The sequence below is a fragment of the Cryobacterium sp. TMT2-4 genome, from assembly GCF_004402575.1.
Classification (GTDB): Bacteria; Actinomycetota; Actinomycetes; order Actinomycetales; family Microbacteriaceae; genus Cryobacterium; species Cryobacterium sandaracinum.
On record NZ_SOGE01000012.1, the window covers coordinates 61,948 to 85,293 of the forward strand.

Sequence of the window (23,346 nt, forward strand, 5' to 3'; positions counted from 1 at the left end):
CGAATTGGTGAGGGGCCTGCCGGCTGTCCTGCTGGCTGTCCAGCGCGCCGACGTGACTCGCCGACTCGACTCGCCGACTCGACCCGCCGACTCGCAGGCCGACCCCGCCGACTTGACCCGCCGACTCGCAGGCCGACCCCGCCGACGACCTGCCCCGGCTACCAGGCGCCGGGCTTGTAGTCCTTGAGGAAGACGCCGCAGAGGTCCTCGCCGCCCTCGCCGCGCACAATCGGGTCGTAGACCCTCGCCGCGCCGTCGACCAGGTCGAGTGGGGCGTGGAAGCCCTCCTCGGCGAGGCGGATCTTGGTGGGGTGCGGCCGCTCGTCGGTGATCCAGCCGGTGTCGACGCTGGTCATCAGGATGCCGTCGGACAGCATTTCCTTCGCGCTCGTGCGGGTGAGCATGTTCAGCGCGGCTTTGGCCATGTTCGTGTGCGGGTGGCCGGGCCCCTTGTAGCCGCGGCCGAACACGCCCTCCATCGCCGACACGTTCACAATGTAGGTGCGGCGGGCGTCGGATGCCGCGAGCGAGCCACGCAGACGGCTCACCAGCAGGAACGGGGCCGTGGTGTTGCACAGCTGCACCTCCAGCATCTCCAGCGGGTCGACGTCTTCCACGTTCGCGGTCCAGCTGTTTTGGGAGTGCAGGTCGGGCACGAGCCCGCCGGCGTCGATCGCGTTGCCGGCGGCGAGACGCGCGAGAGACGAGGAGCCCGGTGCGAGCGCCAGGGCGGTCAGGTCGTCGGCCGTGAGTGCGCCACTCGCTCCGGCTGCTGCGGCCAGGATCGGGTGGCTGGTGACGGATGCCGCGAGCGCGGTCGGGTGCGCGTCACTGGTGTGCCCGAACGTGACGATCTCCGGGATGACGCCCTCCGGCAGCGGCGACTGCTCGGCCTCGACCAGCATCGAGTAGGAGCCGGGGGAGCGGCGCACGGTCTGGGCGGCGTTGTTGATCAGGATGTCCAGCGGCCCGGCCGCGGCGACGGAGTCGGCCAGGCCGATCACCTGGGCCGGGTCGCGCAGGTCGATCCCGACGATGCGGAGACGGTGCAGCCAGTCGGCCGAGTCCGGCATGGCGCTGAAGCGGCGCACCGCGTCGCGCGGGAACCGGGTGGTGATGGTGGTGTGGGCGCCGTCGCGCAGCAGGCGCAGGGCGATGTACATGCCGATCTTGGCGCGGCCGCCCGTGAGTAGGGCGCGCCTGCCGGTCAGGTCGGTGCGGGCATCCCGCTTCTCATGGCTCATCGTCGCGCAGGCAGGGCAGAGCTGGTGGTAGAAGGCGTCGACGAGGGTGTACTTCTGTTTGCAGATGTAGCAGGCCCGCGGCACGAGCAACTCGCCGGCCGACGCCCGGTCGGTGCCCAGGCGCAGCTGGGCGCCAATGGTCTCGTCGTCGATGCGGGTGGCGGCGCCGGTCGCGGTCGCGGCGATGACCTCCCGGTCGGCATCCGCAATCGCCTGCCGCTTCTCGCCGCGTCGCACCATCTTGACGGACTTGAACATCTTGGCGGTGGCCTGCCGCACGGTGACGAAATCGGGGTCTTCGGGGTCGATCTCGCTGAGCGAGGCGAGCACGCGCAGGGCGATCGCCATCTCGGCAGGGTCGATGCTGAGGGTGGACACGGCCCCGGGAGCGGGCTCGGTCGGAGGCGTCGTGGTCATCGAACAATTCTACGATGGCCCCCGCGATGGCCCGGCCCGGTGCACACAACACACAGACCGGTGGCCCGGCGCGCCGAGACCAGGGTCTCCGAACGACGGGCCACCGGTCGATGCAGCAGGGTGTCGCTAGACCTTCAGCGGCTCCGGCTCGGTTTCCGGCTCCGTCGCGAGCGATGAGAGATCCATCGACGAGGTCGGCGGCTCATAGGTCTCGTCGAACGGCATCTCGTCGGTGTCCAGGGCAGGGTTGTCATCCTGCGTGGCTACCAGTTCGCGGGCCTCGAAGACCGAGTCCACGCTGGGCATCGAGCCGATCAGCGGACGCCCGGCAGACTCGCGCAGGAAGAAGATCGCGATTCCACCGATGACGGATGTCCCCATCAGGTAGTAAGCCGGCATCATGTCGTTCTCGGTCGTGGCGATCAGCGCCGCGATGATGAACGGCGTCGTGCCACCGAAGATGGCCACCGAGAAGTTGTACGCGATGCCCATGGCACCGTAACGGCTTTCGGTCGGGAACAGCGCCGGCAGGGCCGAGGCGAGGTTGGAGACGTAGAACGTGACGGGCAGGGCGATCAGAGCCAGGCCGAGCAGCGTCGTCCAGATCTCGCCGACGCCGATCAGCATGAAGGCGGGGATGGAGAGCACTACGGCGCTGAGCGAACCCATCCAGAGCACGGGACGACGACCGATCTTGTCGGACAGGCGGCCGGCCAGGGGGATGCAGAGCGCCATGATAACGAGGATCGGGATGGTGAGCAGTGTCCCGTGCAGCTCGTCGTAGCCCTTGGTGGCGGTGAGGTAGGTCGGCATGTATGAGGTGAGCGCGTAGCCGAGCGTGTTGGCCGCGGCGACAAGGATCATGGCGACGATGATGCCGCGCCAGTGGTTCTTGAAAATGCTGACCGGGCTGTTGGACGGGGCGGACTCGTCGGAGAACGACGGGTCGGTCGCGGCCAGTTCCTTCGCGTCCAGGGTGGCCTGGAAGGTGGGGGATTCCTCGATCTTCAGACGGAACCAGATGGCGATCAGGCCGAGCGGTCCGGCGATCAGGAATGGGATGCGCCAACCCCAGTCTTCCATGACGGGCTGCCCGAGGGTGACCTGCAGGATGGACACGAGCGCGGCGCCGATGGCGAAGCCGAGGTAGCTGCCCATATCGAGCAGGCTGGCGAAGAAGCCGCGGTGCTTGTCGGGCGAGTGCTCGCTCACGAAGGTGGTCGCACCGGCGTACTCACCGCCGGTGGAGAAGCCCTGCACGAGTTTGGTGAAGACCAGCAGCGCGGCGGCGAGCATGCCCACCTGGGCGTAGCCGGGCAGCAGGCCCACGGCGAAAGTGGATGCCGCCATCAGGATCAGGGTCATCGACAGCACCTTCTGGCGGCCGATCTTGTCCCCGAGCCAGCCGAAGAACACACCACCCAGCGGACGGGCGATGAACGTCGCGGCGAAGGTGCCGAGCAGGAACAGGGTCTGCACGGTCGGGTCGGACTCGGGCAGGAACACCGGACCCATGGTCGTGATGAGGTAGCCGAACACGCCGACGTCGTACCACTCCATCGTGTTTCCCACGATGGTTCCGCCGAGGGCTTTCTTCAGCCTTGACTGATCGACCACGTTCACGTGCGACACCTTCAAGCGGCGCTGCAGGAGCGGATTCTTGGTCTTCACCGCCGTGCCGTCGGCACCGGAAAGTGAGCTGGTTCTGGGCATGGGAACTTCTCTCGTAGAGATCATGTTGCTGCGAAAAAAAGGGGCCCGCTTTCGGGCATAACGAATAATTTTAGTCGGAAATGGGCAACAACCAGACATTTTGCCGAGGATACCGTCTCTGGACAGGGGTTTACGTTCGGTCTCCGTCGGCGCTTTCCCAGCCGGGAGACACTTAGGCTGGGCCCCATGGCTGACTCTGTGAAGTTCTGGTTCGACCCCTCCTGCCCCTGGGCCTGGATGACCTCCCGCTGGGTGGAGGAGGTCTCCGCCCTGCGCGGTTTCGACGTCGAGTGGAAGGTGATGAGCCTCGCCGTCCTGAACGAGGACCAGGACGTGTCCGAGGAGTACCGCGCGTTCTTCCCCCGGGCTCTCAAGTACACCCGCCTGGTTGCTGCCGCACAGGAACTGCACGGCCAGAAAACGGTCAAGGCGCTCTACGATGCCCTGGGCGCCCGCATCCACCTCGGTGGCAGCACAAACCCCGACGAGGTCATTCCCGCCGCGCTCGCCGAGGTGGGCCTGCCGGCATCGTTCGCGGAGTGGGCCGACAGCGACCACTACGACGTGCAGATGCGCGCCAGCCACTTCGACGCCATGGAGCGGGTGGGCCAGGATGTCGGCACCCCCGTCATCGCCGTGAACGACGTGGCCTTCTTCGGCCCGGTCATCTCGCCCGCGCCGAGCGGAGATGTGGCGCTCAAGCTTTGGGACGGTGTGGTGGCCGTTGCCGGGTACGACGGTTTCTTCGAGCTGAAGCGCTCCCGCACCCGCGAGCCGATCTTCGCCGCGGCTGCGACGGTACCAGCCGAGTAAGCCGAGTAAATATAATCGGTTGCATGCGCATCCACATCGCCACTGACCACGCCGGCCTCGACTTCAGCCACCAGCTGGTCACGCACCTCGCCCTTGCCGGTCACGAAGTCGTGGACCACGGGCCGGAGGTCTACGACGCCCTCGACGACTACCCCGGTTTCTGCATCCGGGCGGCCGAGGCCGTCGTCGCCGACCTGTCCGTCGGCGTCGACGCGCTCGGCGTCGTCTTCGGCGGCTCGGGCAACGGCGAGCAGATGGCCGCTAACAAGGTGAAGGGCGTGCGCGCCGCGCTGGTCTGGAGCCTCAGTACCGCCAGGCTCGCCCGCGAGCACAACGACGCGAACGTCATCTCCATCGGTGCCAGGCAGCACAGCATCGAGGACGCCATCGACTTCATCGACGCCTTTATCTCGGAGCCGTTCCCCGGCGACGAACGCCACTGCCGCCGCATCCTGCAGCTGGCGGAGTACGAGGCGCACTGCACCATCAACGGCACGCGTCTCGCCGACTAGCCGTGCCTGAGGGTCATTCCGTCCACCGCATTGCGCGCCAGTTCGCCCGCAACTTCGTGGGTAAAAGCATCCGACTGTCGTCGCCGCAGGGCCGCTTCGTGGACGGCGCGGCGATGCTCGACGGCCACATCATGACGGATGCCCGTGCCGTCGGCAAGCAGATGTTCCTCGAATTCGACAACGGGCTCTGGCTGCGCGTGCACCTGGGGCTCTACGGCGCCTGGGACTTTGCCGGGGACATCCAAGCGCACGGTACGGACGCCGCCATCAAGGGTCGCAGGCGCCGGACCGTCAGGCGCGACGCGGGTGACGTCATGCAGGGCCTGGCGGGGGAGGACTCGCTGCAGAGCATCGGCGCGCCCCGGCTGACCCGGCTGCGGATGGCGGAAGACGAGAAGGTCAGCGTCGAGCCCGACGGCTTCCCGCCCGCACCCATCGGCCAGGTGCGGGTGCGTCTGCTGGCCGACGACGTCGTTGCGGACCTGCGCGGGCCCACGGCTTGCGTGGTGCTCGACTCTCAGGAGGTGCACGTGGCGATGGACCGTCTCGGGCCGGACCCGATGCTCGACGACAGCCGCGCCGCCGAGGACCGCTTCGTCACGGTGGTGCGGAAGAAGCCCACCCCGATCGGGCGCCTTTTGATGGACCAGTTGGTGGTCAGCGGCATCGGCAACGTCTACCGGGCCGAGTTGCTCTTCCGTGCGCGCCTGAACCCGTATGCGCCGGGCAAGTCGCTCAGCGACGAGCAGTCCCGTGCGCTCTGGCGAGACTGGGCGCACCTGCTGAAGATCGGCGTGTCGACCGGGCAGATGATGACCATGGACGGCCTCGGCGACGCGGCTTATGGGCGAGCCCTGAGGCGACGGGCCGACCGGCACTGGGTGTACAAGCGCGAGGGGCTGCCCTGCCGGGTCTGCGGCACCCACATCACCGTTGAGGAGATGGCCGCACGCAAGCTCTACTGGTGCCCGAAATGCCAGGCCTGACCTGCTCGCCCTGATCTGCTTCACCTGATCTGAACCCACGACCAGAACGGGACACCGATGAGACACAACCCCATTTTTGAGCAGGGCGACCCGGCCGAGATCCGCCGTCTCATCCGGGAGAACCCATGGGCCACGCTGATCAGCCACACCGAGTCCGGTCTGGTGGCCTCGCACTACCCGGTACTGCTCGACGAGGAGGCCGACGAGACCGACGGAATCGTGCTGGTCAGCCACGTCGGACGCCCCGACGAGGCCCTGCACGAACTCGGCCGGCACGAGCTGCTGGTGATCATCCAGGGACCCCACGGCTACATCTCGCCCGGCTGGTACGACGCGGCGCCCGCCGTTCCCACCTGGAACTTCGTCGCCGCGCACCTGAACGGCACACCCGAACTACTCAGCGACGAGGAGAACCTGCGGGTGCTGGACCGCCTGGTCGACCACTTCGAGGAGCGGATGCCTGAACCGCGTCGCCTGTCCGGCACCGAGGCCAACGCCGCCTACGCCGCCCGTATTGCGGCCGGTACGGTCGGCTTCCGGCTCAGGGTGAACCGCCTCACCGCCAAGTGCAAGCTCAGCCAGAACAAGCCGGCCGAGACCGTGGCGCGCATTCTGGGTGAACTCGAGGGAGACGGTCCCTATGCGAGCCCGGGCCTGGCAGCCGAAATGCGCCGGGTGCACGGGGTCGACCGGTGAGCGTGTCCACGCCCGCTCCGGCAACAGCGTCGGCCCCTCCGCTCGTCTTGCGGAACGGCCGGCTGCCGGGAAGCGACGAGATCGTCGACACGCTGATCGTCGACGGCCGGGTGCGCCGGCTCGGGTATCTGAGTCAGTCGGCTGCGGGCATCCGTTCGGTCGATCTGGAAGAACGCTGGCTGATTCCGGGCCTCTGGGACAACCACGTGCACTTCAGCCAGTGGGCGCAGACGAATCAGCGGCTGGATCTGTCCGGCACCGACAGTGCCGCCGCCGCGGCCGACCTGGTGGCCGAACGGGTGCCCGGCGTTTCGAGGGGGGAGACCCTGGTCGGGTTCGGGTTTCGCGACGCTCTGTGGCCGGATGCCCCGAGCCGGCCCCTGCTGGACGCCGCCGCCGGCACCGTTCCGACCGTGTTGATCAGCGGTGACCTACACTCATGCTGGCTGAACTCGGCCGCGCTCGCCCGCCACGGCCACACGGAGCACCCGACCGGGCTGCTCCGTGAGGAGGACTGCTTCGCCGTGGTGCGCACGCTCGCCGAGGTGCCCGATGTCGTGATGGACGGCTGGGCCGACAGCGCGGCCCGGGCCGCGGCGGCTCGCGGGGTCGTGGGCATCGTCGACATGGAGATGGACTGGAACCTCGCCACCTGGCTGCGGCGCATCCAGGGCGGCACCGACTCGCTGCGGGTGGAGTTCGGTATCTACACCCAGCATTTGGAGCGCGCCATCGCACTCGGTCTGCGGAGTGGGGCCGGCATCGACGGCACCGGCGGGCTGCTCACGGTGGGATCCTGCAAGGTGATCACCGACGGCTCGCTGAACACCCGCACCGCGTACTGCGTCGACGAGTACCCCGGCCTGGAGGGCCAGCCCGGGTCACGCGGGATGCTCACCGTGCCGCCGGAGGAGCTGCTCGCGCACCTGGGCCGGGCCGTGGCCGCGGGCATCCGCCCCGCCGTGCACGCCATCGGCGACCGGGCCAACGCGCTGGCCCTCGACGCCTTCGAGCAGCTCGGCTGCGCCGGCAGCATCGAGCACGCGCAGCTGCTCACGAGGGAGGACGTCGCCCGTTTCGCCCGGCTCGGCGTGGTAGCGAGCGTGCAGCCCGAGCACGCCCTCGACGACCGGGACGTCGCCGACCGCTACTGGGTGGGACGCACCGACCGGGCCTTCGTGCTGAAGAGCCTGCTGAACGCCGGGGTCACGCTCGCGCTCGGGTCCGACGCCCCGGTCGCTCCGCTGGACCCGTGGGTGAGCATCGCCGCCGCCGTCGGGCGCACTCGCGGCAGCCGCGAACCCTGGCACGCCGAGCAAGCCATCTCCCGGCAGGCCGCGCTCGCCGCGTCCGCGCGCGGCCGGCACCGCGTTCTGGCGGGAGACGTCGCCGACCTCGCGGTGTGCGAGATCGACCCGTTCGTCGCCTCAGTGCCCGACCTGCGACGGATGCCCGTGGCCGCCACCCTGCTCGCCGGCCGCTTCACCCACACCACCCTCTGACTTGGGGGGTTACCCCCGGCGAGATCCGGTTGGCAGCGGGATGTCGTCTACTCGACCCGGCGATCAGGCTGAGTACCGACAGACATACTGGAGGACACCATGACCGCACCGACCGAAACCCCCGCACGCGCCGGCTATCGCGCGCTCTGGCGGCGCGTGCCGCAGGAGCTGCTCTTTCTTCTGCTGACCCTGCCGGTGGTCGTGATCGCCCTCACCGTTCTGAGCACCGTATTCTTCACCGGCATCGGCCTGCTCGCCGCCGTCGTTGGGATCGTCGTCGTCGTGGCGTCCCTCTACCTCGCCCGCGGCATCGGTCTGGTCGAACTCGCCCGCCTGCGCTGGGCCGGCCAGCCTGCCATCACCCCGCCGCGGTGGGCGACGCCGGGGGAGCCGGCCACCACCCTCCGCGCCCTGCTCGGCCCGCTCGTCAACGGGCACTACTGGCTCTACCTGCTGCACGGCATGGTCGTGAACTTCGTGGTCGGGCTTGTCAGCTGGATCGTCACCGTAGTCTGGCTGTCGGTGGGCTTCGGCGGCGTCAGCTACTGGATCTGGGGCCGCTTCCTCCCCGAGGACCGGAACGACGACCTGCACGCGATCATCCTGAACTGGATTCTGCCGGGCACCACGCTCCCGATCGACCCGCTCCTGGCCGAAAGCCTCCTCCAGCTCGTCCTGGGCATCCTCTTTCTGCTGACCCTGCCGTACATCACCCACGCGTTCACCCGGCTGCACCAGTTCGCGGCCCGCGGCATGCTGGGCGCCTGGCGGTCCGAGGCCCTGCAGCGTGAGGTCGCCGACCTCAGCGCGTCGCGCGGGGCGGCCGTCGCCGCGGAAGACCAGTCCCTGCGACGCCTGGAACGGGACATCCACGATGGTCCGCAGCAGCGCCTGGTGCGCCTGCAGATGGACCTCGCCAGCGCCGAGCGCAAGCTCGATACCGACCCGGATGCCGCGCGCACCCTGATCGTGGAGGCCCGGGAGCAGGCTCACGACACCCTCGAGGAGCTGCGGGCGCTGTCCCGCGGTCTGGTGCCGCCCCTCCTGCAGGACCGCGGTCTCCTCGCCGGCCTCGAGTCCCTGGCCGCCCGTAGCACCATCCCTGTGCGGCTCGAGCTGCAGGTCGACCCGGCGCTGCGGCTGCCCAGCGAAATCGAGCGGAGCGCGTATTTCGTCGGCGCGGAGTTGCTCACCAACGCCGCCAAGCACTCGCGGGCCACGGACATCCGTCTGCACCTGGCCCTGCGCGCCGTCCCCGACGATGGGAGCACCGGCAGCCCTGCCAGCACGGGGGCCGCCAGCGTCATCTGGCTCGACATCTGGGTGATCGACGACGGCATCGGCGGGGCCCGGCTGACCGATGCCCACGGCCTGCAAGGACTCGACGAACGCCTGCACGGCCTTCGCGGGGTGTTGTCGGTGCGGAGCCCCGAGGGTGGCCCGACCGCGATCGGGGCACACATCCCACTGCCCGCGGCCCGGCCGGCGCGAGCGGTCGCCGTATCCTGAACGGATGACCGACCTCGCTTCAGCCATTCTCGCCGCTCCCTCCGCCCCACCCCTGCGGCTCGTGCTGGCCGAGGACTCGGTGCTGCTCAGAGAAGGTCTGATCCGCCTGTTCGACGAGGCCGGGTTTGTGACCGTCGCGTCCTACGGCGACGCGGATTCCCTCCTGGCCGAGGTAGACGCGCTGCGGCCCGACATCGCCGTGCTGGATGTGCGGATGCCGCCCACCTTCCGGGACGAGGGCGTGCGCGCCGCGCTGGAACTGCGCCGCAGGTTGCCGTCGGTGGGCATCCTGCTGCTCAGCCAGTATGTGGAGGGCACCTACGCGCATGAACTTCTCGCCGCCGGCAACGGGGGACTGGGCTACCTGCTCAAGGACCGGGTGGCGTCGCTCGACGAGCTGCGGGACGCCGTGACCCGGATCAGCGCGGGCGGCACCGTGCTCGACCCGCAGGTCGTGCGCGAGTTGCTGGCCCGCCGCACCGACCCGGTCGCGGCCCTCACCCCGCGTGAGCGTGACGTGCTCGGGCTGATGGCGGAGGGGCGCACCAACGCCGGCATCGCCGCGAAGCTCGTGATCGGCGTCGGCGCGGTCGAGAAGAACGTCACCTCGATCTTCCAGAAGCTTGGCCTCGACGACTCGGGCTCCGACCACCGCCGGGTGCTGGCCGTGCTCACCTACCTGCGGCACTGACTCAGCCACGGATATCCGGATACTCGGATCCGGCCCGGTCAGGGGTGCAGAATGAGCTTATGAGCGAGATCGCGAATTCCAAGCTGGCCATCATCGGAGCCGGGGCCGTCGGGTCGTCCCTGGCCTACGCCGCACTGATCCGGCAGTCCGCGCGGGAAGTCGTGCTCTACGACATCAACGGGCCCAAGGTGGAGGCCGAGGTTCTCGACCTGGCCCACGGCACCCAGTTCACGGGTGCTTCCTGCGTGGCCGGCGGCAGCGACCTCGACGCCATCGCGGGGGCGAACATGGTCGTGATCACGGCCGGGGCCAGACAGCACCCCGGTCAGTCCCGGCTCGAGATGGCCGGCGTCAATGTCGGGATCCTGCGGGAGCTGATGCCCCAGCTGGTCGAGCGAGCCCCGGACGCCGTCTATATGCTCGTCACCAACCCCTGCGACGTGCTTGCCTATGCTGCCCGCCAGTTCAGCGGGCTGCCGGCCACGCGCGTCTTCGGGTCGGGCACGGTGCTCGACTCCTCCCGGCTGCGCTGGATGCTCGCGCACCGGGTCGGCGTCGCGATCGCCAATGTGCACGCCGTGATCGTCGGAGAGCACGGCGACTCGGAGTTCCCGCTCTGGTCCCAGGCCCGGATTGGCCCGATCTCCCTGGCCGAGTGGGTGCAGGACGACATCTCGCCTAAGGGTCTGGTGCCGTTCTCGGAGGCGGAATTCGACGCGATCACCGAGAGCGTGAAGACCGCGGCGTATACGGTCATCGCCGGCAAGGGCGCCACGAACTACGCGATCGGGCTTTCGGGCGCCCGGATCGTCGAGGCCGTGCTGCGCGACGAGGGCGCCGTGCTTCCGGTCAGCTCGGTGCTCACCGACTACCGGGGCGTCAGCGACGTGGCGCTGTCGGTGCCGAGCGTGATCAACGCCGAGGGCGTCTCGCGCGTGATCGAGGTTCCCTTCAGCGAGAAGGAGCAGGAGCTGTTCGAGCACTCGGCGGCGACGTTGCGCACGACGCTGAACGGGCTCGGACTCGACTGAGCCGTGTGAGACGATCCGTCCAGGATGTTGTGTGGAGGGGATGACGGGAATCGAACCCGCGCCATCAGTTTGGAAAACTGAGGCTCTACCATTGAGCTACATCCCCCGGGCGCAGTCCCCCGCGCACTCACTAAGCGTAGTACACGTCGACGGTCGCCAGCTGCACGCCTCGACCCGCGGCATCCGGACCGTGCAGTAGACTTAGCGAGGTCATTCCGCGAATTGCGCGAACTCTGCGCGCCAAGCGGATGCCATCACCGGGTTGAGAAATTGTCCGGGGCGTAGCTCAGCTTGGTAGAGCGCTCGGTTTGGGGCCGAGAGGTCGCAGGTTCGAATCCTGTCGCCCCGACCAACACCCCCTAAATACATCGGTCGAACACAGGAGATTGCCACGTGAAGTCCACGGTAGAACAACTGAGCCCCACTCGCGCGAAGGTCACCATCTCGGTGGCTCCCGAGGAGCTGAAGCCCAGCATCACCCACGCCTACGGCCACATCGCCGAGGACATCAACATCCCCGGCTTCCGCAAGGGCAAGGTCCCGCCGGCCATCATCGACCAGCGTGTCGGCAAGTCCGCCGTGCTCGAGCATGCGGTCAACGAGAGCCTCGACGGTTTCTACCGCTCGGCCGTGACCGAGCACAAGCTGCGCCCCCTGGGCCGCCCCGAGGCAGACATCGTCGCCTGGCCCAGCGACAAGGACTTCTCCGGAGACCTGGAACTGGCCATCGAGGTCGACGTGCGCCCCGAGATCGACCTGCCGAACTACTCCGGGCTGAAGCTCACCGTCGACGCCGTCGAGGTGTCCGATGCAGAGGTCACCGAGGAACTCGACAACCTGCGCAGCCGCTTCGGCACTCTCGTCACCGTCGATCGTCCCGCCACCACGGGCGACTTCGTGCAGATCGACCTGATCGCCGCCATCAACAGCGTCGAGGTCGACAACGCCACCGGCATCTCCTACGAGGTCGGATCCGGCGACCTCATCGACGGCATCGACGAGGCGCTCGACTCTCTCAGCGCCGGTGAGACCACCACCTTCAATTCCAACCTCATGGGTGGGGACCACGAGGGCGAGACCGCCGAGATCACCGTCACCGTCGGCGCCGTCAAGGAGCGCGAGCTTCCCACCGCCGACGACGACTTCGCGCAGATCGCCAGCGAGTTCGACACCATCGCCGAACTGACCGAGAGCCTCAAGGGCCAGGTCGAGCGCTCCAAGGTCTTCGGCCAAGGCACCCAGGCCCGCGAGAAGCTCGTCGAGCAGCTGCTCGAGTCGGTCGAGGTTCCGATTCCGACCGCGATCATCGAGGACGAGGTGCGTCGCCACCTCGAGGGCGAGAACCGCCTCGAAGACGCCGAGCACCGCGCCGAGGTCACCGAGGCCAGCGAGAAGACCTTCCGTCAGCAGATCCTGCTCGACACCATCGCCGAGGCCGAGAAGGTCCAGGTCAGCCAGGACGAGCTCACTCAGTACCTGATCCAGGGCGCAGCCCAGTACGGCATGGACCCGAGCGAATTCGTCCAGGCGCTGAGCGGCAACGGTCAGATCCCGTCGATGGTGGCCGAGGTTGCCCGCAACAAGGCCCTCGCCATCGCGCTGGGCAAGGCCGAGGTCGTTGACTCCAACGGTAACGCCGTCGACCTGTCCGAGTTCGTCGCGGTCGCCGACGAGGCGTCCGGCGAGGACGAGGAAGAGGAGATCGAGGAGGACGACTCCGACGCCGCCGAGGTCGAGGCCGAGGTCGACGCCGAGGTCGAGGCCATCAAGGCCGCCAAGGCCACGGCAGCGAAGGCAGCCAAGGCCAAGGCCACCGCGGCGAAGAAGAAGGCCGCCGCCAAGAAGTAGCACGACGACCGCTCACGCGGGCGTTCGGGTCGGATGTCACAGACATCCGACCCGTTCCGCGTTTCTGCCCTGCCGCCCCCGCTCTCGTCCCTTGCCCTCAGCTCTCCCGCCCTGGACCAATTCGACGGAGATTTTCGGGTTAAGGGCCGTTATGCACGGTTTTCGGGGCCAGGAGAGCAGAATCTCCGTCGAATTGGTTCGGAGCGACTGATGCGTGGGCGGCGCGTTATCTGCCGAGGGCGAACACAGCCGTTCCGGAGCGTTGGCTCCTATAGATTCAATCTGAAGCGACAAGTGAAACGGAGCGCGACATGGCCGATATGACACCTACACCGGGCGTTTTTGACCGACTGCTGAAAGACCGCATCATCTGGCTGGGTTCAGAGGTCCGGGATGAGAACGCCAACGAGATTTGTGCCAAAATCCTGCTGCTGGCCGCAGAGGACTCGGAGCGGGATATCTTCCTGTACATCAACTCGCCCGGCGGCTCAATCACGGCGGGCATGGCCATCTACGACACGATGAGGTTCGTTCCGAACGACATCGTCACCGTCGGCATCGGACTCGCTGCCTCGATGGGGCAGTTCCTGTTGTCCTCTGGAACCAAGGGCAAGCGGTACATCACACCCAACGCCCGGGTCCTGTTGCACCAGCCGTCCGGCGGATTCGGTGGCACGGCCGCCGACATCCAGACGCAGGCGAAGGTCATCCTGGATATGAAGAAGCGGATGGCCGAACTCACGGCAGAGCAGACCGGCAAGTCGGTCGAGCAGATCCTCATTGACAACGACCGCGACAACTGGTTCACCGCTCACGAGGCCGTGGCCTATGGTTTTGTCGACCACCTGCGCGGCTCCGCGTCGGAAGTGGTCGGCGGCGGCGGCACCGACGACTCAGTGAACAAGAAGTAGGACGGGCGAGACGACATGGAATTCACGAATTTTGGTCACCAGGCCGGGGGCCGCGCTTCGCAGGCTCCCGAGGCCCGATACATCCTTCCCACGTTTGAAGAGCGCACGGCCTACGGCTACAAGCGCCAGGACCCCTACGCGAAGCTCTTCGAGGACCGCATCATCTTTCTCGGCGTGCAGGTGGACGACGCGTCCGCCGATGACGTCATGGCCCAGCTCCTGGTGCTCGAGAGCCAGGACCCGGACCGGGACATCGTGATGTACATCAACTCACCGGGTGGCTCCTTCACCGCGATGACGGCGATCTACGACACGATGCAGTACATTCGTCCGCACATCCAGACGGTCTGCCTCGGCCAGGCGGCATCCGCTGCGGCCGTGCTGCTTGCCGGCGGCACACCCGGGAAGCGCCTCGCCCTTCCCAACGCCCGCATCCTCATCCACCAGCCCTCGGCCGGCGGACAGGGCGGAGGTCAGGCCTCCGACATCGAGATCCAGGCAGCTGAGATTCAGCGGATGCGGGAGTGGCTCGAATTCACCATCGCTCACCACTCCAACCGCAGCGCGGAGCAGGTTCACAAGGATATCGACCGCGACAAGATCCTCGGCTCGGCCGAGGCCCTCGAGTACGGCCTGATCGACCAGATCCTGACCAGCCGCAAAAACGTGCCCACGCTCGTCAAGTAGAAGAGCGAAACCGTGAACGCGACGGATGTCCGGCTCAACGGAGCCGGGCATCCGTCGCGTTTCGCATATCGGAGAGTTCGGGCAGAACGGTGCCTGAACGTTATTCGACAGATGCGGTCAGCCTGCACCCGTGCCGCACAGGCACAGGCTAGGCTCGATGCAGTTGTCAATGGAGGAGGCTGACGGATGGCCCGAATAGGCGAAAGCGCTGACCTGTTGAAATGCTCTTTCTGCGGAAAGAGCCAGAAGCAGGTGCAGCAGCTCATTGCGGGCCCCGGTGTCTACATCTGCGACGAGTGCGTCGAGTTGTGCAACGAGATCATCGAGGAGCGTTTGGCCGAAGCCACCGCTGAAGACGGTGCCGGCGAATTCGAATTGCCCAAGCCGAAGGAGATCTTCGGCTTCCTCGAGGAATACGTCATCGGGCAGGAAGCCGCAAAGCGCGCCCTCGCCGTTGCCGTCTACAACCATTACAAGCGCGTACGCTCCCGCGCCACCCTCACCGCCGCCGACGCCATCCACGACGACGTAGAAATCGCCAAGTCCAATATTCTGTTGATCGGCCCTACCGGCTGCGGAAAGACCTACCTCGCCCAGACGCTGGCAAAACGCCTCAACGTTCCATTCGCCGTGGCGGATGCGACGGCTCTCACCGAGGCCGGCTATGTCGGTGAAGACGTGGAGAACATCCTCCTCAAGTTGATCCAGGCCGCCGACTACGACGTCAAGCGCGCCGAGACCGGCATCATTTACATCGACGAGATCGACAAGATCGCGCGCAAGGCCGAGAATCCCTCGATCACCCGCGACGTGTCCGGCGAGGGTGTGCAGCAGGCCCTGTTGAAGATTCTCGAGGGCACTGTGGCCTCGGTTCCGCCGCAGGGTGGGCGCAAGCATCCGCACCAGGAATTCATTCAGATCGACACCACGAATGTGCTGTTCATCGTGGCCGGCGCGTTCGCGGGCCTGGATGACATCATTTCGACCCGGGCCGGCAAGAAGGGCATCGGGTTCGGCGCTCCGCTTCACAGCAAGGGTGACGACGTCAACCTGTTCAGTGAGGTGCTCCCGGAAGACCTGCACAAATTCGGCCTGATCCCCGAGTTCATCGGCCGTCTGCCCGTGGTCACCACCGTCACCCAGCTCGACCAGGTGGCCCTGATGCAGATTTTGACCGTCCCGAAGAACGCCCTCGTGCGGCAGTACCAGCGCATGTTCCAGCTCGACGGCGTCGAGCTCGAGTTCGAACAGCCGGCGTTGGAGGCCATCGCCGACCTCGCGGTCCTGCGCAAGACCGGTGCGCGTGGCCTGCGAGCGATCATGGAAGAAGTGCTCGGACCGATCATGTTCGAGGTGCCGTCGAGCTCCGAGGTGGCGCGCGTCGTGGTCACCCGGGCCGCCGTGCTCGATAACGCCGAGCCCACGATCGTGCTGCACAAGGCCCGCCGCGTCGACAAGTCCGCCTAGGTTCAGCGTCCGGCCTCACCCCGCTTCGGCACCCGACCGAACTGGGCCCGGGGGCCGCCGTGTACCAGCCCGCCTTCGTCGGCGTCGTTGCGGCGGTCACCGGATTCGCGGGTTCATTCGTGCTCGTCATCGCCGGGCTGCAGGCCGTGGGCGCGACCGATTCGCAGACGGCACCCGTGCTGTTGGCGCCCTGCCTGCTGGTCGGCATCGACGGCGTGCTATATCCCGAAGCCGATCGCCAGTGCGATGCTTGCCGGCATCCTGTTCCCGATCTGCCCGGCCCCGGTGACGGCAGCTGTGCAGCAGCCGCTGCTCGCGGTGCCGGTTGTTCTGGTCTGGCTCGCCGCGGGCAAGCCGGCGCGCGCGTGGATGGTGCCGGCGACCATGGTCGTGGCCGCGATCATCGACGTTCGGCTACCAGCCTCCGCCCTGCGCGATCTGGTCGGCTCCGGTCTGGCGAACGCGGTCGGATCGGTCGTCGGTGCGCTCGGCATCACCCTGACGGCAATCACGACCGCGCCGATGGCCGGCCCCGACGCGCATCCTGACGGCCCGAAGCGGTGGATCGCCACGGCTGCCTCCGGGGCGGCCTGCCTCGTCCTGGTCACCGCGTCGGGCGTTTCGGTGTTGGGCATCGGCTCCGCGTTCGGGGGCTGGTCATCGGCGGCGTGGTCATGCTCTGGCTCGGCTGGATGCCCTCCGGGCGCTCTCACCCAACTGCCGTCGCTGCCCCCTAACGAATTCGACGGAGATTTTGCCGAAATCGGGCCCACACGGGCCGAATGCGGCCGGTTTCCGTAAAATCTCCGTCGAATTGGTTCAGGGGCGGGGCGTTAGGGCGCCGGGCAGGGCCGGGCAGGGCCGGGCAGTGCCGGACGGTGCTAGTTCAGGCCGCGACGGTCGAGCAGCGGCTGAATGTCGGCGTCACGACCGCGGAAATGGCGGTAGGCGGCGAGCGGGTCTGTGCTGCCGCCCACGCTCAGCAGCCGCGACCGGAAACGGTCTCCGTTGGCCCGGGTGAGCCCGCCGTTCTCTGCGAACCACTCGCCGGTGTCGGCGTCCAGCACCTCACTCCAGATGTAGGAGTAGTAGCCGGCGTCGTAGCCGCCGGCAAAGGTGTGCGCGAAGTAGGTGCTGGAATAGCGGGTCGGCACGGCAGGATTGTCGAGCCCCACGGCGGCGAGGGCGGATGCCTCGAACGCGGCGACATCCGTCACCCTGTCGTCGGCTTCGATGCGGTGCCAGGCCTGGTCGAGCAGGGCCGCCGCAAGGTACTCGCTGGTGGAGAAGCCCTCGTTGAAGGTGGACGAGGCGTGGATGCGGTCGACGAGGTCCTGGGGCATGGGCTCCCCGGTCTCGTGGTGACGAGCATAGTTCGCGAGCACGTCGGGCCACAGCATCCACATCTCGTTGACCTGGCTGGGGAACTCCACAAAGTCGCGGTACACATTGGTGCCGGCGAATTTCGGGTAGGTGACCCGCGCGAACAGGCCGTGCAGGGCGTGCCCGAACTCGTGGAACAGGGTGACGACCTCGTCGAAACTGAGCAGGGTGGGCTCGCCCGTCGCCGGCCGGGGAACGTTCAGGTTGTTGCAGACGATCGTGGGGGTACCTATAAGCGTCGACTGGGAGCCCAGGGCGTTCATCCAGGCGCCGCCCCGCTTGGAGTCGCGGGTGTAGACGTCGATGATGTACAGGCCCACGGGCGAGCCGTCGGCCTCGGCGACCTCGAACACACGCGCGCCGGGGTGCCAGGCGACGAGGTCGGGTCGCTCGGTGAAGGTGACGCCGTAGAGCCGATTGGCCGCGTAGAACACGCCGTCCTGCAGCACCCGTTCGAACTCGAAGTAGGGGCGCATGGCCGCGGTGTCCACGTCGTAGCGGGCTCGCCGCACCCTCTCCGTGTAGAAGGCCCAGTCCCAGGCGGCGAGCTCGAAGTCCCCGCCGTCCGCATCGATCTGCTCCTGCAGGTCGGCCTGCTCGACGCGCGCATTCCGGGCTGCCGCCGGCGCGAGGCGCCCGAGCATGTCGGCGACCGCCTCCGGGGTCTTCGCCGTCTGGTCCGCGGTCACGCCGGCCGCGTGGCTGTCGAATCCGAGCAGCCGGGCTCGCTCGGCACGCAGCCGCGAGATCTCCAGCACGAGGGCGCGGTTGTCGAACTGCCCGCCACGGATGCCCCGGGACCGTGAGGCGGCCAGCAGCCGTTCCCGCACACCCCGGTTCGTCAGCTGTGCCAAGTAGGGGTGCGAGGTAGCCAGCACCAGAGTGATCACGTAACGGCCGGTCAGGCCGCGCTCGTGGGCGGCCTCGGCCGCGGCGGAGATCTGACCGGGGGTGAGGCCATCCAGCTCGCTCACGTCGTCGAGCACGAGTGCCAGATCGATGGTGTCGGCGAGCAGGTTCTTCTCGAACCGGGTGGTGACCGTGGAGAGCCGCTTATTGTAGTTACGCAGCCGGGCCTTGTCGTCGTCGCCGAGGCCCGCGCCCGCGAGCGTGAACTCGGTGAAGTACCGCTCGATCAGGTAGCGCTCCTCCGGCTCCAGGTCCAACCGGTCCCGCTGCTCCTGCAGAGCGGCGATCCGGGTGAACAGGCCAGGGTCCAGACGGATGGCGTCCGCGTGCGCCGCGAGGAGCGGGGCCAGTTCCTCCTCGAGGGCGTTGGTAAAGTCGCTGGAGTCCGACGAACTCCGGTTGAAGAACACCTCGGCCACCCGGGTCAGCAACGGTCCGCTGCGCTCGAGCGGAACCATCGTGTTGTCGAAGGTGGGGGCATCCGCGCTCGCGCAGATCGCCGCAATCTCGGCCAACTGCTCGGACATACCGTCCAGGAACGCCGGCCGGTAGTGCTCCTCCGCAATCAGCGCGAACGGGGGCAGCTCGAACGGAAGCGTGCTGATGCTGGCGAAGGGGTTCATTTCTTCACCCTGTCACATCCACATTTCGTCTGTCGGAGTATTCCCCCGCACGCCTAGGATCGGTTCATGATCGACGAGCCGGCACGCCCCGAGACCGCGCCCCGGGAGCAGTACACGCACGGGCATCACGAGAGCGTGCTGCGCTCGCATACCTGGCGCACGGTGGCCAACTCGGCGGCCTACCTGATCCCACACCTGGATGCCGGGCTGACCCTGCTCGACGTGGGCTGCGGTTCGGGCACGGTCACGGTCGACCTGGCACGCCGGCTGTATCCCGGTCAGGTCACCGGCATCGATGCGTCGGAGCAGATTGTGCTGCGCGCAGCCGGGCTGGCCTTCGATGAGGGGGTGCGGAACGTGTCGTTCCGGGTGGGTGACGCCTACGCGCTCGGCTTCGCCGACGCGAGCTTCGACATCGTGCACGCGCACCAGGTGCTCCAGCACCTCGCCAACCCCGTCGCCGCGCTGCGGGAGTTCCGGCGCGTGCTGAGACCGGGCGGAATCCTCGCCGCCCGCGACGTCGATTCCGGGGGAGTGATGTACTACCCGAAGCTTCAGGGCCTGCAGCTGTGGGAGAGCGCCTTCCGCGACGTGCAGTACTGGAACGGCGGCGACCCCGACGCCGGGCGCGCTCTCAAAGCCTGGGCGCGCAAGGCCGGGTTCACCGACGTGGCGAGTTCGGCATCCCTTTGGTGCTTCGCCTCGGATGTCGAACGCGAGTGGTGGGGGCAATCCTGGGCCGAGCGGGTGATCGAGTCCGACTTCGCGGCACACGCCATCGAGGTGGGCGCGGCCGACCTCGCCGACCTTCGGATGATGCAAGCCGCATGGCTGCAGTGGGCCGGCGACCCCGATGGCTGGTGCGGTATCCCACACGGCGAGATCGTCGCCAGGAAGTAGCCCGTGCCGTTCCTCGACCGACTCCAACACTGGGCCCAGGTTCAGCCCGACGCCACCGCCGTCGCGGTCGGCGCCGACCGAATCAGCTTCGCCGAGCTCCGCGATGCGGCGGCGGCGATCCTGCCCGCGACGCCCCGGATCTCCAGCGTCTGCCTGCCCCACGGCACCGCGTTCGCCGTTGCCTTCGCCGCGGGCGTCGCCGAAGGCCGCTGCTCTGCGATTCTCAACCCTGACTGGCCGGAGGCGCAGCGCAGGGTGGTCGAGAGCCGCCTGGCGAGGACCGCAGGGTTGGACGGACGGGTCGCCGCCGGCGCGCCCCTGCTCGGCACGGAGCTGCGCGACGGTCCACCCGACAGGGACTTCCTCTACGGGTTCACCTCCGGCACGACCTCCGTACCCAAGGCATTCACGCGCAGCCGAGCCTCCTGGCAGCGCTCGTTCGCGCTGGGCACCGAGTTCTTCGGCCTGACTCGGCACGACCGCACACTGGCGCCCGGCCCGCTCTCTGCCAGCCTCAGCCTCTACGCTTTCGCCGAATCGCTGCACACCGGCTCCGCCTTCTTCGCTCTGCACCGCTTCTCCGCCGCCGCCGCTGTCGCCTGTGTCACTGTCGAGCAGATCACCCGGATCGTGGCGGCGCCGACCGTGCTGCGTGTGATCGCCGCGCACGCGCTGTCCGTCGGCACGGACGGCAGGCCCCCCACCGGCAGGGGGCTCACCGGCATCGTGAGTGCGGGGGCCAAACTCGACCCGGGAACCCTGTCGATGCTGCGCCTCTGGGCGCCGGACGCCAGCGTGTTCGAGTACTACGGGGCGGCCGAACTGAGCTTCGTGACGGCATCCGTGCTGCGTCCCGGCGAGGTGTCGCCGATCTCGGCGACCGCCGTCGGGCGGGCTCTGCCCGGCGTGGAGGTGCGCATCCAGGACGACGCGGGACGCGCCCTGCCGACCGGCACCCCGGGCACCATCTTCGTGCGCAGCCTTCTGGTGGGCGGCGGGTACGCCTGGGGCGACGACGGCGAGGCGTTCCGCCGCGAGGTCGACTGGTGCACGGTCGGCGACATCGGCTTCCTCGACCCGGCGGCCGTGCTGCACCACCTCGGCCGCCGCGCCGACCTCATCGTCACGTCCGGGCACAACGTCTACCCGCAGCAGGTCGAAGCGGCTTTGCGCGGCCTTCCCGGCGTGGAGGCGGCCGTCGTCACCGGTCTGCCGGACCCCGTTCGCGGGACCCGCGTGGTGGCCGCCGTGATCGCGGGCTCCGAGACGGATGCCGCGCGCATCCGGTCATACGTCGCGGCTCTGCTCGCCGCGCCCCACCGGCCCCGCGCCTACTACGCCCTGGCGGAACTGCCGCTCACCTCGGCCGGTAAACTCAGCCGGGTGATGCTGCGCCGCTGGATCGAGGAGGGTGACCGTCGTGTGCGCCCGCTCCGCTGACCCAATCCGGCCGGACGCGGTCGGTGCCGACGGCTCCGCTGCTCCCAGCGCCGACACCGTCGATTCGCACGCCGGCCCGCCAACCGACGATGCCCGGGAACCCGTGATCGTTCTTGCCCGCCGCACCGCCTTCGGCCGCCGCAACGGGGTGTTCGCGCACACCCGTGCCGAAGACCTGCTGGCCCCCGTGCTGAACGCCGTGGTGTCCGGCGGCGGGGTGTCCCCGGCTGCCATCGACGACGTCATCATCGGCAACGCGGCGGGCGGCGGCGGCAATGTTGCCCGCCTCGCCGCGCTGACGGCCGGTCTGCCGGATTCCGTCCCTGGCCTCACGATCGACCGGCAGTGCGGCTCCGGCCTTGAGGCCATCGTGCTGGCCTGCCGGTTGGTTGCCGCCGGCGCCGGCGACCTCTACCTTGCCGGGGGAGTCGAGAGTTGCAGCACGGCCCCGCTGCGTGCGCACCGGCTCACCTCGAGCGCCGGGCAGCCGGACTTCTTCGATCGCGTGCGTTTCGCCCCCGATTCGATCGGCGACCCCGACATGGGCGTCGCCGCCGAGAACGTGGCCGACCGCTACGGCATCTCCCGGCAGCGGCAGGATGCCTTCGCCCTCCGCAGTCACCGGCTGGCCGCCACGGCTGCCGCCGTGCCAGCCCCCGAGATCGTGCCGCTGCCGACAGAGACCGGCCCGGTTTTCGTCGACGAGGGTCCCCGCCCGGGTCTGACTGAGACCCTGCTGGCCCGGTTCGCGCCGGTCTTCCGGCCGGGAGGAACGGTCACCGCCGGCAACTCCTGCGCGGATGCCGATGGCGCCGTCGTGGTCCTGGTCACCAGCCGCCGGCGGGCACGCGAACTCGGACTGACCGGCTGGTTATCCTTCGTCGACGCCGCGGTCACCGGCACGGACCCGAACTTCCTCGGCATCGCCGGCGCCGAGGCCGCGCGCCTCGTGCTGCTCCGGCAGGGCCTGACCGGGGCCGACCTGGCTCGGATCGAGTTCAACGAGGCGTTCGCGGCGCAGGTGCTCGCATCCCTCGATCTGCTCGGCGTTGCGGAGGAGCACGCCAACCGCGAGGGCGGAGCGCTGGCCCTCGGGCATCCGTTCGGCGCCAGCGGAGCCCTGCTGGTACTGAGGCTGCTGCAGCAGTGTCGCGCCGCGGCAACGCCGGGGGACGCCGCCCTCGCGGCGGTCAGCATCGCCGGCGGCCTGGGGGTAGCCGCCCTGTTCCGCTGGGAGCAGTCCCTGTCATCGGAGGCAGCAGGCGTCGAACGACTCTCACGCTGACGCACGACCACGGGGTGCGGAGCGGCCCCGCGGAGTACCGGAATGCCGGTCAGCAGAGGTTAGATCCAGTCGTCTTCGTCGTCGAGCACGATCGACGGCTGCGTGATCGTGGCACTGTCCTCGCCCGGGTCATAGCGGATGATCGTGCCGTTGTCGAGCTCGAGCACGGGGTTGCCCTCGAGCCAGGTCAGTGTCCAGCGCCAGGCGCTGGAGTCCTCCGCCAGCGCGGTGAGGTCCTCTTCGACCGCACGGATGGCGATTTCCACCACATGAGGCAGCCCGGCCGGCGCCGGGTGACCCAGAGGCCAGCGGGTTCCCATCTTCACTTACAGCTCGATCTCGTAGGTGACCCAGTCCGTGCGGGTGGCCACATCGTCGTACAGGCGCTGCGCGGTCTCGTTGTCGGCGGCGGTCAGCCACTGCACGGTCGTGAGACGGTCCGCCGCGGCGCACTCCTTGGCGAACTCGATCAGGGCCCGGCCGACGCCCGTGCTGCGGGAGTCCGGCGACACGAACAGGTCGTCCAGGAACAGTCCGCGAGTGGCGGTCAGGGTGCTCGGGACCTCGCGGTAATGGGCGAAGCCGACGAACTCGCCGTCCTCGTCGACAGCCACGGCACCGGCGAGAGACTCGTTCTTGTCGATGATCCAGCTCCAGACCTGGAGCGCTTTCTGATCAGTCAGTTCGCTCTTGTAGAACTCGCTGTAGCCCTCGAAGAGTCCCAGCCATGAGAAGAAGTCCTTGTCGCCGAGCGCGCGTACCTTGATTGACATTCGGTT

At 68.3% G+C, this 23,346-nt stretch carries 21 protein-coding genes and 2 tRNA genes; 17 read left to right on the plus strand and 6 right to left on the minus strand.

What is annotated here, in order from left to right:
* Positions 1-158: 158 nt before the first annotated feature.
* Together E3O54_RS03225 and E3O54_RS03230 are read right to left on the minus strand one after the other, a co-directional pair.
* Positions 159-1,661: an SDR family NAD(P)-dependent oxidoreductase gene (locus tag E3O54_RS03225; RefSeq protein ID WP_134400934.1), complete on the minus strand. Its 1,503-nt coding sequence runs from the start codon at positions 1,659-1,661 to the stop codon at positions 159-161.
* Between the two features lie 126 nt (positions 1,662-1,787).
* Complete coding sequence (locus tag E3O54_RS03230; protein WP_233191541.1) at positions 1,788-3,374, minus strand: MFS transporter; 1,587 nt, start codon at positions 3,372-3,374, stop codon at positions 1,788-1,790.
* A 186-nt stretch (positions 3,375-3,560) separates the two neighbouring features.
* Between E3O54_RS03230 and E3O54_RS03235 the strand changes: the two genes are divergently transcribed.
* The 8 genes from E3O54_RS03235 to E3O54_RS03270 all read left to right on the plus strand — a co-directional run bounded on the left by E3O54_RS03235 (position 3,561) and on the right by E3O54_RS03270 (position 11,114).
* The gene (locus tag E3O54_RS03235) at positions 3,561-4,187 is read left to right on the plus strand and encodes a DsbA family protein (RefSeq protein ID WP_104103332.1); all 627 of its coding nucleotides are present in this window, start codon (positions 3,561-3,563) and stop codon (positions 4,185-4,187) included.
* 23 nt (positions 4,188-4,210) lie between these two features.
* Positions 4,211-4,699, plus strand: a complete 489-nt coding sequence (locus E3O54_RS03240; protein ID WP_104103334.1) for a ribose-5-phosphate isomerase — start codon at positions 4,211-4,213, stop codon at positions 4,697-4,699.
* Between the two features lie 2 nt (positions 4,700-4,701).
* Positions 4,702-5,685, plus strand: coding sequence for an Fpg/Nei family DNA glycosylase (locus E3O54_RS03245; RefSeq protein ID WP_104103336.1), 984 nt, complete (start codon positions 4,702-4,704; stop codon positions 5,683-5,685).
* A 57-nt stretch (positions 5,686-5,742) separates the two neighbouring features.
* Entirely contained in the window at positions 5,743-6,381 is a 639-nt protein-coding gene (locus E3O54_RS03250) for an FMN-binding negative transcriptional regulator (RefSeq protein WP_104103338.1), read from the plus strand.
* 2 nt (positions 6,382-6,383) lie between these two features.
* Positions 6,384-7,883: an amidohydrolase gene (locus E3O54_RS03255; RefSeq protein WP_134400935.1), complete on the plus strand. Its 1,500-nt coding sequence runs from the start codon at positions 6,384-6,386 to the stop codon at positions 7,881-7,883.
* Between the two features lie 99 nt (positions 7,884-7,982).
* Positions 7,983-9,392, plus strand: a complete 1,410-nt coding sequence (locus tag E3O54_RS03260) for a sensor domain-containing protein (RefSeq protein ID WP_134400936.1) — start codon at positions 7,983-7,985, stop codon at positions 9,390-9,392.
* 4 nt (positions 9,393-9,396) lie between these two features.
* On the plus strand, positions 9,397-10,083 hold the full coding sequence (locus tag E3O54_RS03265) for a response regulator transcription factor (RefSeq protein ID WP_104103347.1): 687 nt from the start codon (positions 9,397-9,399) through the stop codon (positions 10,081-10,083).
* Between the two features lie 59 nt (positions 10,084-10,142).
* Positions 10,143-11,114, plus strand: coding sequence for an L-lactate dehydrogenase (locus tag E3O54_RS03270; protein WP_104103349.1), 972 nt, complete (start codon positions 10,143-10,145; stop codon positions 11,112-11,114).
* Between the two features lie 32 nt (positions 11,115-11,146).
* On the opposite strand, the gene E3O54_RS03275 is transcribed toward E3O54_RS03270, so the two are convergent.
* Positions 11,147-11,220, minus strand: a tRNA-Gly gene (locus E3O54_RS03275).
* A gap of 169 nt (positions 11,221-11,389) precedes the next feature.
* On the opposite strand from E3O54_RS03275, the gene E3O54_RS03280 reads away from it, so the two are divergent.
* The 6 genes from E3O54_RS03280 to E3O54_RS03310 all read left to right on the plus strand — a co-directional run bounded on the left by E3O54_RS03280 (position 11,390) and on the right by E3O54_RS03310 (position 16,828).
* Positions 11,390-11,466, plus strand: a tRNA-Pro gene (locus E3O54_RS03280).
* Between the two features lie 41 nt (positions 11,467-11,507).
* On the plus strand, positions 11,508-12,962 hold the full coding sequence (gene tig / locus E3O54_RS03285) for a trigger factor (protein ID WP_104103351.1): 1,455 nt from the start codon (positions 11,508-11,510) through the stop codon (positions 12,960-12,962).
* A gap of 311 nt (positions 12,963-13,273) precedes the next feature.
* Positions 13,274-13,873: an ATP-dependent Clp protease proteolytic subunit gene (locus E3O54_RS03290; RefSeq protein WP_104103353.1), complete on the plus strand. Its 600-nt coding sequence runs from the start codon at positions 13,274-13,276 to the stop codon at positions 13,871-13,873.
* Positions 13,874-13,888: 15 nt separating this feature from the next.
* Positions 13,889-14,560 carry an ATP-dependent Clp protease proteolytic subunit gene (locus E3O54_RS03295; RefSeq protein ID WP_104103356.1) on the plus strand — a complete coding sequence of 224 codons (672 nt, stop codon included), beginning with the start codon at positions 13,889-13,891 and terminating at the stop codon, positions 14,558-14,560.
* 186 nt (positions 14,561-14,746) lie between these two features.
* A complete protein-coding gene (gene clpX / locus E3O54_RS03300; RefSeq protein WP_104103359.1) occupies positions 14,747-16,027 on the plus strand; it encodes an ATP-dependent Clp protease ATP-binding subunit ClpX in 1,281 nt (426 codons plus the stop codon).
* An 87-nt stretch (positions 16,028-16,114) separates the two neighbouring features.
* On the plus strand, positions 16,115-16,828 hold the full coding sequence (locus E3O54_RS03310; protein WP_255570175.1) for a benzoate/H(+) symporter BenE family transporter: 714 nt from the start codon (positions 16,115-16,117) through the stop codon (positions 16,826-16,828).
* Positions 16,829-16,908: 80 nt separating this feature from the next.
* On the opposite strand, the gene E3O54_RS03315 is transcribed toward E3O54_RS03310, so the two are convergent.
* Positions 16,909-18,942 (minus strand): M3 family metallopeptidase, encoded by a 2,034-nt coding sequence (locus E3O54_RS03315; RefSeq protein ID WP_104103364.1) that lies wholly within the window; start codon positions 18,940-18,942, stop codon positions 16,909-16,911.
* A 66-nt stretch (positions 18,943-19,008) separates the two neighbouring features.
* On the opposite strand from E3O54_RS03315, the gene E3O54_RS03320 reads away from it, so the two are divergent.
* The 3 genes from E3O54_RS03320 to E3O54_RS03330 are packed head-to-tail and all read left to right on the plus strand — an operon-like array spanning position 19,009 to position 22,567.
* Complete coding sequence (locus tag E3O54_RS03320; RefSeq protein WP_104103367.1) at positions 19,009-19,842, plus strand: class I SAM-dependent methyltransferase; 834 nt, start codon at positions 19,009-19,011, stop codon at positions 19,840-19,842.
* Positions 19,843-19,845: 3 nt separating this feature from the next.
* On the plus strand, positions 19,846-21,282 hold the full coding sequence (locus E3O54_RS03325) for a class I adenylate-forming enzyme family protein (protein WP_104103370.1): 1,437 nt from the start codon (positions 19,846-19,848) through the stop codon (positions 21,280-21,282).
* The gene (locus tag E3O54_RS03330; RefSeq protein ID WP_370247219.1) at positions 21,254-22,567 is read left to right on the plus strand and encodes a thiolase family protein; all 1,314 of its coding nucleotides are present in this window, start codon (positions 21,254-21,256) and stop codon (positions 22,565-22,567) included. Before E3O54_RS03325 ends, E3O54_RS03330 begins: the two co-directional genes overlap by 29 nt.
* Positions 22,568-22,626: 59 nt before the next feature.
* Here E3O54_RS03330 and E3O54_RS03335 read toward each other — a convergent pair whose 3' ends face one another.
* Both E3O54_RS03335 and E3O54_RS03340 read right to left on the minus strand, forming a co-directional pair.
* A complete protein-coding gene (locus E3O54_RS03335) occupies positions 22,627-22,887 on the minus strand; it encodes a hypothetical protein (protein ID WP_241976734.1) in 261 nt (86 codons plus the stop codon).
* A 6-nt stretch (positions 22,888-22,893) separates the two neighbouring features.
* Entirely contained in the window at positions 22,894-23,340 is a 447-nt protein-coding gene (locus tag E3O54_RS03340) for a GNAT family N-acetyltransferase (protein ID WP_104103375.1), read from the minus strand.
* Positions 23,341-23,346: the final 6 nt, after the last annotated feature.

Coding starts and splice junctions, on each gene's coding strand:
- E3O54_RS03225 (WP_134400934.1), bottom strand. CDS start 1,661: ATGACCACGACGCCTCCGACCGAGCCCGCTCCCGGGGCCGTGTCCACC.
- E3O54_RS03230 (WP_233191541.1), bottom strand. CDS start 3,374: ATGCCCAGAACCAGCTCACTTTCCGGTGCCGACGGCACGGCGGTGAAG.
- E3O54_RS03235 (WP_104103332.1), top strand. CDS start 3,561: ATGGCTGACTCTGTGAAGTTCTGGTTCGACCCCTCCTGCCCCTGGGCC.
- E3O54_RS03240 (WP_104103334.1), top strand. CDS start 4,211: ATGCGCATCCACATCGCCACTGACCACGCCGGCCTCGACTTCAGCCAC.
- E3O54_RS03250 (WP_104103338.1), top strand. CDS start 5,743: ATGAGACACAACCCCATTTTTGAGCAGGGCGACCCGGCCGAGATCCGC.
- E3O54_RS03260 (WP_134400936.1), top strand. CDS start 7,983: ATGACCGCACCGACCGAAACCCCCGCACGCGCCGGCTATCGCGCGCTC.
- E3O54_RS03265 (WP_104103347.1), top strand. CDS start 9,397: ATGACCGACCTCGCTTCAGCCATTCTCGCCGCTCCCTCCGCCCCACCC.
- E3O54_RS03270 (WP_104103349.1), top strand. CDS start 10,143: ATGAGCGAGATCGCGAATTCCAAGCTGGCCATCATCGGAGCCGGGGCC.
- E3O54_RS03290 (WP_104103353.1), top strand. CDS start 13,274: ATGGCCGATATGACACCTACACCGGGCGTTTTTGACCGACTGCTGAAA.
- E3O54_RS03295 (WP_104103356.1), top strand. CDS start 13,889: ATGGAATTCACGAATTTTGGTCACCAGGCCGGGGGCCGCGCTTCGCAG.
- clpX (WP_104103359.1), top strand. CDS start 14,747: ATGGCCCGAATAGGCGAAAGCGCTGACCTGTTGAAATGCTCTTTCTGC.
- E3O54_RS03315 (WP_104103364.1), bottom strand. CDS start 18,942: ATGAACCCCTTCGCCAGCATCAGCACGCTTCCGTTCGAGCTGCCCCCG.
- E3O54_RS03320 (WP_104103367.1), top strand. CDS start 19,009: ATGATCGACGAGCCGGCACGCCCCGAGACCGCGCCCCGGGAGCAGTAC.
- E3O54_RS03335 (WP_241976734.1), bottom strand. CDS start 22,887: ATGGGAACCCGCTGGCCTCTGGGTCACCCGGCGCCGGCCGGGCTGCCT.
- E3O54_RS03340 (WP_104103375.1), bottom strand. CDS start 23,340: ATGTCAATCAAGGTACGCGCGCTCGGCGACAAGGACTTCTTCTCATGG.